At 47.9% G+C, this 6671-nt stretch carries 5 protein-coding genes; all 5 read right to left on the reverse strand.

Annotated elements, in window-relative coordinates; translation table 11 throughout:
* Complete coding sequence (locus EOO50_RS15595; RefSeq protein ID WP_290841213.1) at positions 1-999, reverse strand: hypothetical protein; 999 nt, start codon at positions 997-999, stop codon at positions 1-3.
* A gap of 183 nt (positions 1000-1182) precedes the next feature.
* The gene (locus tag EOO50_RS15600; protein ID WP_290841214.1) at positions 1183-2535 is read right to left on the reverse strand and encodes an ATP-binding protein; all 1353 of its coding nucleotides are present in this window, start codon (positions 2533-2535) and stop codon (positions 1183-1185) included.
* A gap of 8 nt (positions 2536-2543) precedes the next feature.
* Entirely contained in the window at positions 2544-4688 is a 2145-nt protein-coding gene (locus tag EOO50_RS15605) for an ATP-binding protein (RefSeq protein WP_290841215.1), read from the reverse strand.
* A gap of 68 nt (positions 4689-4756) precedes the next feature.
* The gene (locus tag EOO50_RS15610; protein ID WP_290841216.1) at positions 4757-6253 is read right to left on the reverse strand and encodes a YfcC family protein; all 1497 of its coding nucleotides are present in this window, start codon (positions 6251-6253) and stop codon (positions 4757-4759) included.
* Between the two features lies 1 nt (position 6254).
* Positions 6255-6671: HAMP domain-containing sensor histidine kinase (locus EOO50_RS15615; RefSeq protein ID WP_290841217.1), on the reverse strand; the 417-nt coding region annotated here is incomplete at its 5' end.

A 6671-nucleotide genomic window follows, 5' to 3' on the forward strand; every position in this document is an offset into this window, starting at 1 on the left:
TCAAAAACCAATAGCGAATTGTGCAGTTATTTTATCCACGTTACTCCCGAACTCATAGTCCAGGTGTTGATATTCAAGCTTTACCACAGCAAGGTAATTTATTTCATACCTAAAACCAACCACAAAAGACTGTGTGTTGTTTTTCATGTAATACATTTCCCCGTTTTGGTATTTCACGTTGTCATATCGTACATAAGGTACGTATTTCTCCTTGATTTTATAACCAGCGTACGCATAACCCGCAAAAGTGGTTTTCGTTCCGGTCGTGTCGGTGTGGTTGATGCCCGACGTGGCTTCGGCAAGGATTTCAAGCTTTTTCCCGAATCGCGACACCGAGGCTGAAATCAAGTGCTGGTTCACGCGGTGGTCCACAATCATGCCGTGCACGTCGGCTCCGGCTGAAATCACGTCGTAATAGTAGGACATTCCCAATCGCAACCTGTCGGCGGGTTTTATGTGAACGGCGGCCGTGACCGACTTGTTCTTGTCGTTGTCCGAAACCTCGGACGAACCCAAACCGTTGCCTACAAAAAGATTGTATCCGAACTTCATCTTACCCAAATCGCGTCCTTCAAAACCTAGTCCGACCGTGTGCAACGGAATGATGTTCTGTGAGAAAAGCAGCGGCCTGTCGATCGTCGGGAACAAAACGCGACCGTGATGATAGGTGTCGTTCCAATAGTTCAACGGCGTGTGGATCTTTCCCATCACGAGATTGTGGTTGCCTTCCAGATTGTACGTGATGATGACGCGTTCGATGCTGATCGCAAACTCGGTATGTTCGGTGGAATCGTACTTGAAAACCGTTTCTCCCAAAAACGATATCCTGTCGCTGATCGCCGATGTGATGTAGAGATCCTGCTCTCCAAAACCAAAGGTTGCTTTTTTGTTGTATCCGCCGGTTACGTCTATAAATCCTCTAATTTGCGTAGACTGGCCGAAAGAAAATGCGCCGATAAAAACCAGCAGGGAACTGGTCAATAGTAATTTTACTTTCATTAAAAGATGCGTTTGTCTGGTTGCAGGCGAAAACCAAGTCGTGTTTTTGCCCGCCGAAATATACTCGAATTTCGCGAATATTTAAGTTTTTTTTAACGCATTTCGTCGATAAAATTATGGTAACGCATTAAGTGTCGGCAATTTCACTTTTGCGCCATTTTTCGCCCGATGGAAATTTGATATTCAAACGGCCAGGCTTACAACGAACGTCGAACCCAAGCCGATCTGCGAATCGACCGCGATCGAACCGCCGTGCACTTTGGCGATGTCGTACGCCAGACTCAATCCCAATCCCGTTCCTTCGCCCGTCGGCTTGGTCGTGAAAAACGGTTGGAATATTTTCTCTTTTATAGCTTCGGGAATGCCGTTTCCGTTGTCTTTCACTTTGATTTCGACCGTATTTCCGACGGCCGAAGTGCTGATTTCCACTTTCGGTTTGAAGTTTACGCCTTCAGATTTCGCGCGTTCCTGCGTGGCGTAAAAAGCGTTCGTGATCAGGTTCAATAAAACGCGCCCGACATCCTGCGGAATGACTTTTACCACAGGCAAATCGGTTGCGAAATCCGTCACGAGCTCGGCGTTGAAACTCTTGTCTTTGGCGCGCAAGCCGTGATAAGCCAGTCGCAAGTATTCGTCGGCCAGGGCGTTGAGATCGGTCGGTTCCTTCTCGCCCGACGTCGATCGCGAATGTTGCAGCATTCCTTTTACGATGTTATCGGCGCGCTTGCCGTGGTTTGCGATTTTTTCGAGGTTTTGGTCGATGTCCGACAGCATTTCGTTTACGAGCTCATCATCGCGTTCGTCATTTGGCTTTTTTCTTTCGTCCAGGATATCCGCGATCAACTCACGGCTCACGTCGCTAAAATTATTCACGAAATTCAATGGATTTTGGATTTCGTGCGCGATTCCGGCCGTGAGTTCACCCAACGACGCCATTTTTTCAGATTGGACCAACTGCGATTGCGTGGCCTTAAGTTCATTGAGCGCGTGTTGCAATTCCTCCTTTTGACGGATCAATTCGGCCGTGCGTTCCATGACTTCTATTTCAAGTTCCGCCTTTATTTTCACGGTGATAAGGTGTTCTCTTTCTTTTTCTTCAGCCTTGAGCCTTTCTTTTGCGAGCGCCTTTCGTTGTCGGCTCGTAAAAATCAACACGACGATCATCCAAACGAAACCGACGAGACCCGCGATATTGAAATAATCTCCCCATTCATCATAAAAGTCTGGGTCGGCGGCCATGACGACGTCCTGAATGAAATCTACCGCCAGCATGGGTGAAAAAGCAACGAGAAGTGATTTCGCCTTCGCAAAGTCATTCCGGGTCAAAATAAAATATAAAAGGACCGCGACCAGGAAATGCGCTACCCAATTCAGCCCGTAATCTTCCTCGTCCAACGTTACAAAAGCCGCGATCAATAGTATGCAAAGGACTATAGCGGCCAGCAATTGTTTGTTTAACCGATTAAACGCATCGGTTCCTTTCAGCGATTTTCGGACATTGCCTAAAAGTATGGTTGCCAATATTAGTTGTAACATGATTCGTTTTAAATTAATTGATGGAAAGTTATCGTAAATTCAGTGAACTCGCCGTCTTTTGACGTCAATCCCAATTCACCTCCGTGCGATTTTATGATATCGTAGGCCAGCGACAATCCCAATCCCGTTCCTTCGCCCGTTGGTTTGGTCGTGAAAAACGGTTGGAATATTTTCTCTTTTATAGCTTCGGGAATGCCGTTTCCGTTGTCTTTTACTTTGATTTCGACCGTATTTCCGACGACCGAAGTACTGACCTCGACTTTCGGTTTGAAGTCTACACCTTCAGACTTCGCGCGTTCCTGCGTGGCGTAAAAGGCGTTCGTGATCAGGTTCAGAATCACGCGCCCGACATCTTGCGGAATGACCTTCACCACAGGCAAATCGGTTGCGAAATCGGTAATCAGTTCGGCGTTGAAACTCTTGTCTTTGGCGCGCAATCCGTGATAGGCCAGTCGCAGGTATTCGTCGGTCAAGGCGTTTAGATCGGTCGGTTCCTTATCGCCCGACGTCGATCGCGAATGTTGCAGCATGCCTTTTACGATGGCGTCGGCGCGCCTGCCGTGGTGCGAGATTTTTTCAAGGTTTTGGTCGATGTCCGACAGTAATTCGTTTACGAGTTCGTCATCCCGTTCGTCATTTGTCTTTCGTCGTTCGTCCGAGACTTCGGCGATCAACTCACGGCTAACGTCTGAAAAATTGTTCACGAAATTCAACGGGTTTTGGATCTCATGCGCAATTCCCGCCGTCAATTCTCCGAGCGACGCCATTTTCTCGGATTGTATGAGTTGGGATTGGGTCGCTTTCAAATCTGACAGCGTGTTGCGCAGTTCGGCGGTTTGTTTGTCGACCTCGGCTTCCAGAACCTTTTGCTGGTTCAGGGCTTGTTCGCGTTTCTCCTCAGACAACTGCAACACCTGCTGTGCATTGGTGCGCACTTCTTTTATCATTTCGCCGAATCGGTTCGACACGTACATCAACATTCCCAATGGCGGACTGATCGAATACGCGAGCACGAAAATGATGGCGCTGTCGAACTTGTCCAGATAATTAACACCGAGGACAAATAAAATCAAACAGATGAACGACGCCAAAAACCCCACGACGATCGGCATTTGCGAACGGCGCATCGAATTCCAAGACGACAAAAGGTAATAACAGGCGATAACGAGCGGAATGACCACCAGCGTAAGCACGATTCCATATTGCAAAACGGCGGCACCGACCAATACCAAGTACGTGACGATCATTACGATACGCGTAAACTTCGATATTTTTCGTTCGAATACGCCTGCGAGGATGATCGGGATATAACATGCGTACGATACTGCCGCGACAATGCCAAGTATGCCGAACGAAGCGTTCCCTACGTAACCTATGTTTTTCGAGGTAGCGATCGCCGAGGCTATTGACAATAGCGCCAAAAACGTACATCCGACTGCGAAACGCCTTATATTTTTTTCCCTCCTGTTGAGTCCGAACAACACCCAGAACAACAGTGCGAAAGTTGCCGATACGGTGGAACGCAGCCCGTCATAAAACGTTTGGGATGCCCAGTAATCGATGATGCGTTCGTTGCCTTCCTTGTTGATAAACCGCAAAATATCGGCGTTGTTGTTTCCTTTTTTCAACTTCGGCTCTATCGTGAACGGATCGTCATATTCGATGACATGAAGCGCCAGGACGTAGGTGGAATCGGGTACGAAGTTTGTCGGGACGGGCAAACGCCTGTTGAATTTGTTTTCCTCGAAAGTAGCTTTGTCGGTTCCGAATTTACCGAATGTCGCTATTTTTTTACCGTTCGCAAACAGTTCCGAAGCGTTCCAGGTCGCGTTCAAAACCCCGGGCGGCGTAAAGTTCGGGCTGTCGGCGAATCTCACCTTGATTCGGAACCAACCTTCGAAGCGCCCGTTTTCGTCGAAATCTTCGCCCGAGAGTTCCGATGGCTTGAATTTCGTCCAACCTTTCGTATCAAGGTTTACATTTTGACCGTCTTTGATGTCGCCGCGCCTGAAAACCCAGGCGTCATTTTCACTGATATTGAACGATTTTACGGTTCCTTTATAATTGGAGTCGGAAATAATCACCGTCGTTTCCTGCGCATTGGCAAATCGTCCGAAGAACAATGACAGCAAAGTCAATAGAAATAATCTCATGTGGCAGTTTTATGCTTGGAATTCGATCGTGAATGTAGCTCCTTTTTGGGAACCGGGCCACGACTATTTTACAGGTTAACCCCGATGACCAAAGCGATTATACAAATAACCGTGATCGCGATCAGGAACGGTGTGATGAACTTGAACCACGCCTTGAGACTTACGTTGACCATCGCGAGAGATGGCAATATCAGTCCCGTGGGCGCGAGAAACGACATCAGTGACATGCCGTACATATAGGAATTCACGATCTCGCGTCCCGGCAGATTCACGATTACGGCTAAAGCTCCGATGATCGGCATCGTAAGCACCGCCATTCCCGACGACGATTGGATGAACAGCGAAAAACCGAAATAGAATAACAGCAGTAATAAGATAAACAGTTCAGGCGACATTCCCTGGACCGCGTTCGCCGTAAAGAAAAGTATGGAATCGGCGATGTGGCCTTCGTCCAAAATCACCGTAACGCCTCGCGCGACCCCGATGATGAACGCGACCGAAAGCAAACTTTTGGCACCTTCGATGAACTCGCGTACGAAGACTTTCTCGTTTATGCCCGTAATGATCGCGACCAGAATGGATGAGGCAAGGAAAAGCGCCGACATCTCGAGCGTCCACCAACCCAGGAACACCACGCCGCCTATCATCGTGAGGAACGTTGAAATATAAATGAACAGCAACAATTTTACTTTCCAACCCAAGGCCACGGGATTCTCAATTTCTACATGCAATTCATAAGGAGACGCGACGTTTCCATCGATTTTCAGCACGAGGGATTCCAACGGGTTTTTCTTGACCTTGGCCGCATAACGCAAAATATACCAGACCAACCCGGCGGTCAAAATTGCCCACAGAATCAGCCGTCCGTATAAACCGTCCATCCAGTTTATGCCTGCCGCGTTCGATGCGATTATCGTCGAAAACGGATTCGAGAATCCCGACAGGCCTCCAATCATCGTCCCGCCGAAAATAACGGCCAGCGGCACGAGCAGATCATATCCCGCAGCGAGAAATACGGGAACGAGAATGGCGTAGAAAACAAAGGCTTCCTCAGCCATCCCATACGATCCGCCGAGAAACGAAAACATCGTCGTCAGGATGATGATGAGCCAGTGTTCGCGGCCTTTCATCGAATGCGACAAAGACGATACGCCTTGCAGCATCGCGCCTGTTTCATTGAAAACGTACATGAATCCGCCAATGATCAACACGAACAGGATTATGTCGATACTGTCGACGATGCCCTTTATCGGCGCCTGTAAAATCTCGAGCGGACCTTGCCCATTCCGAGGTTGCGATTTAAATGTGCCCGGAACTGAAACGGGCTTCTTGATTTCCCCGTTTTTGAATTTCGCGACCGCGATCCTGATGTTTAAACTGTCGAGCGTTTTTTGCGTGAGCGGCAACGCAACCGTCGTCGTGTCGCTCGTCATCTCGAAAGCATTCCCTTTCAATGAGAGTTTCGAATATTGTCCGGCGGGTAATATCCACGTGAGAACGGCGGCCAATACGATGACAATCATCAAGATACTTATCGGGCCGGGCAGAGCAGTTTTCTTTGACATTTTAGTTTGTTTGGTAGTCGGAAGGTAAAGAAATTATAAATTCGGAACCATGGTTTTCTTTGGAGTTTATTTTTAGTTCGCCTCGATGCGCTTTCACGATATCATACGCCAAACTCAATCCCAAGCCGGTTCCTTCTCCGGTTGGTTTCGTCGTGAAAAACGGTTGGAAGATTTTCTCTTTTATCGAATCGGGAATGCCGTTTCCATTGTCTTTTACCGAAATTTCGATGTTGTTTCCGACCGATGATGTCGAAACCTCAACAGTCGGCTTAAAACTTTCACCTTCAAATTTTGAACGTTCTTGCGTCGCGTAAAAAGCGTTCGTGATCAGATTCAATAAAACGCGTCCGATGTCTTGAGGAATGACTTTTACCTTTGGAAGATTTTCGGCGAAGTTCGTGATCAATTCGGCGTTGAA

The organism is Flavobacterium sp. (genome assembly GCF_004211145.1).
Lineage (GTDB): Bacteria > Bacteroidota > Bacteroidia > Flavobacteriales > Flavobacteriaceae > Flavobacterium.

Coding starts and splice junctions, on each gene's coding strand:
- EOO50_RS15600 (WP_290841214.1), bottom strand. CDS start 2,535: ATGTTACAACTAATATTGGCAACCATACTTTTAGGCAATGTCCGAAAA.
- EOO50_RS15595 (WP_290841213.1), bottom strand. CDS start 999: ATGAAAGTAAAATTACTATTGACCAGTTCCCTGCTGGTTTTTATCGGC.
- EOO50_RS15610 (WP_290841216.1), bottom strand. CDS start 6,253: ATGTCAAAGAAAACTGCTCTGCCCGGCCCGATAAGTATCTTGATGATT.
- EOO50_RS15605 (WP_290841215.1), bottom strand. CDS start 4,688: ATGAGATTATTTCTATTGACTTTGCTGTCATTGTTCTTCGGACGATTT.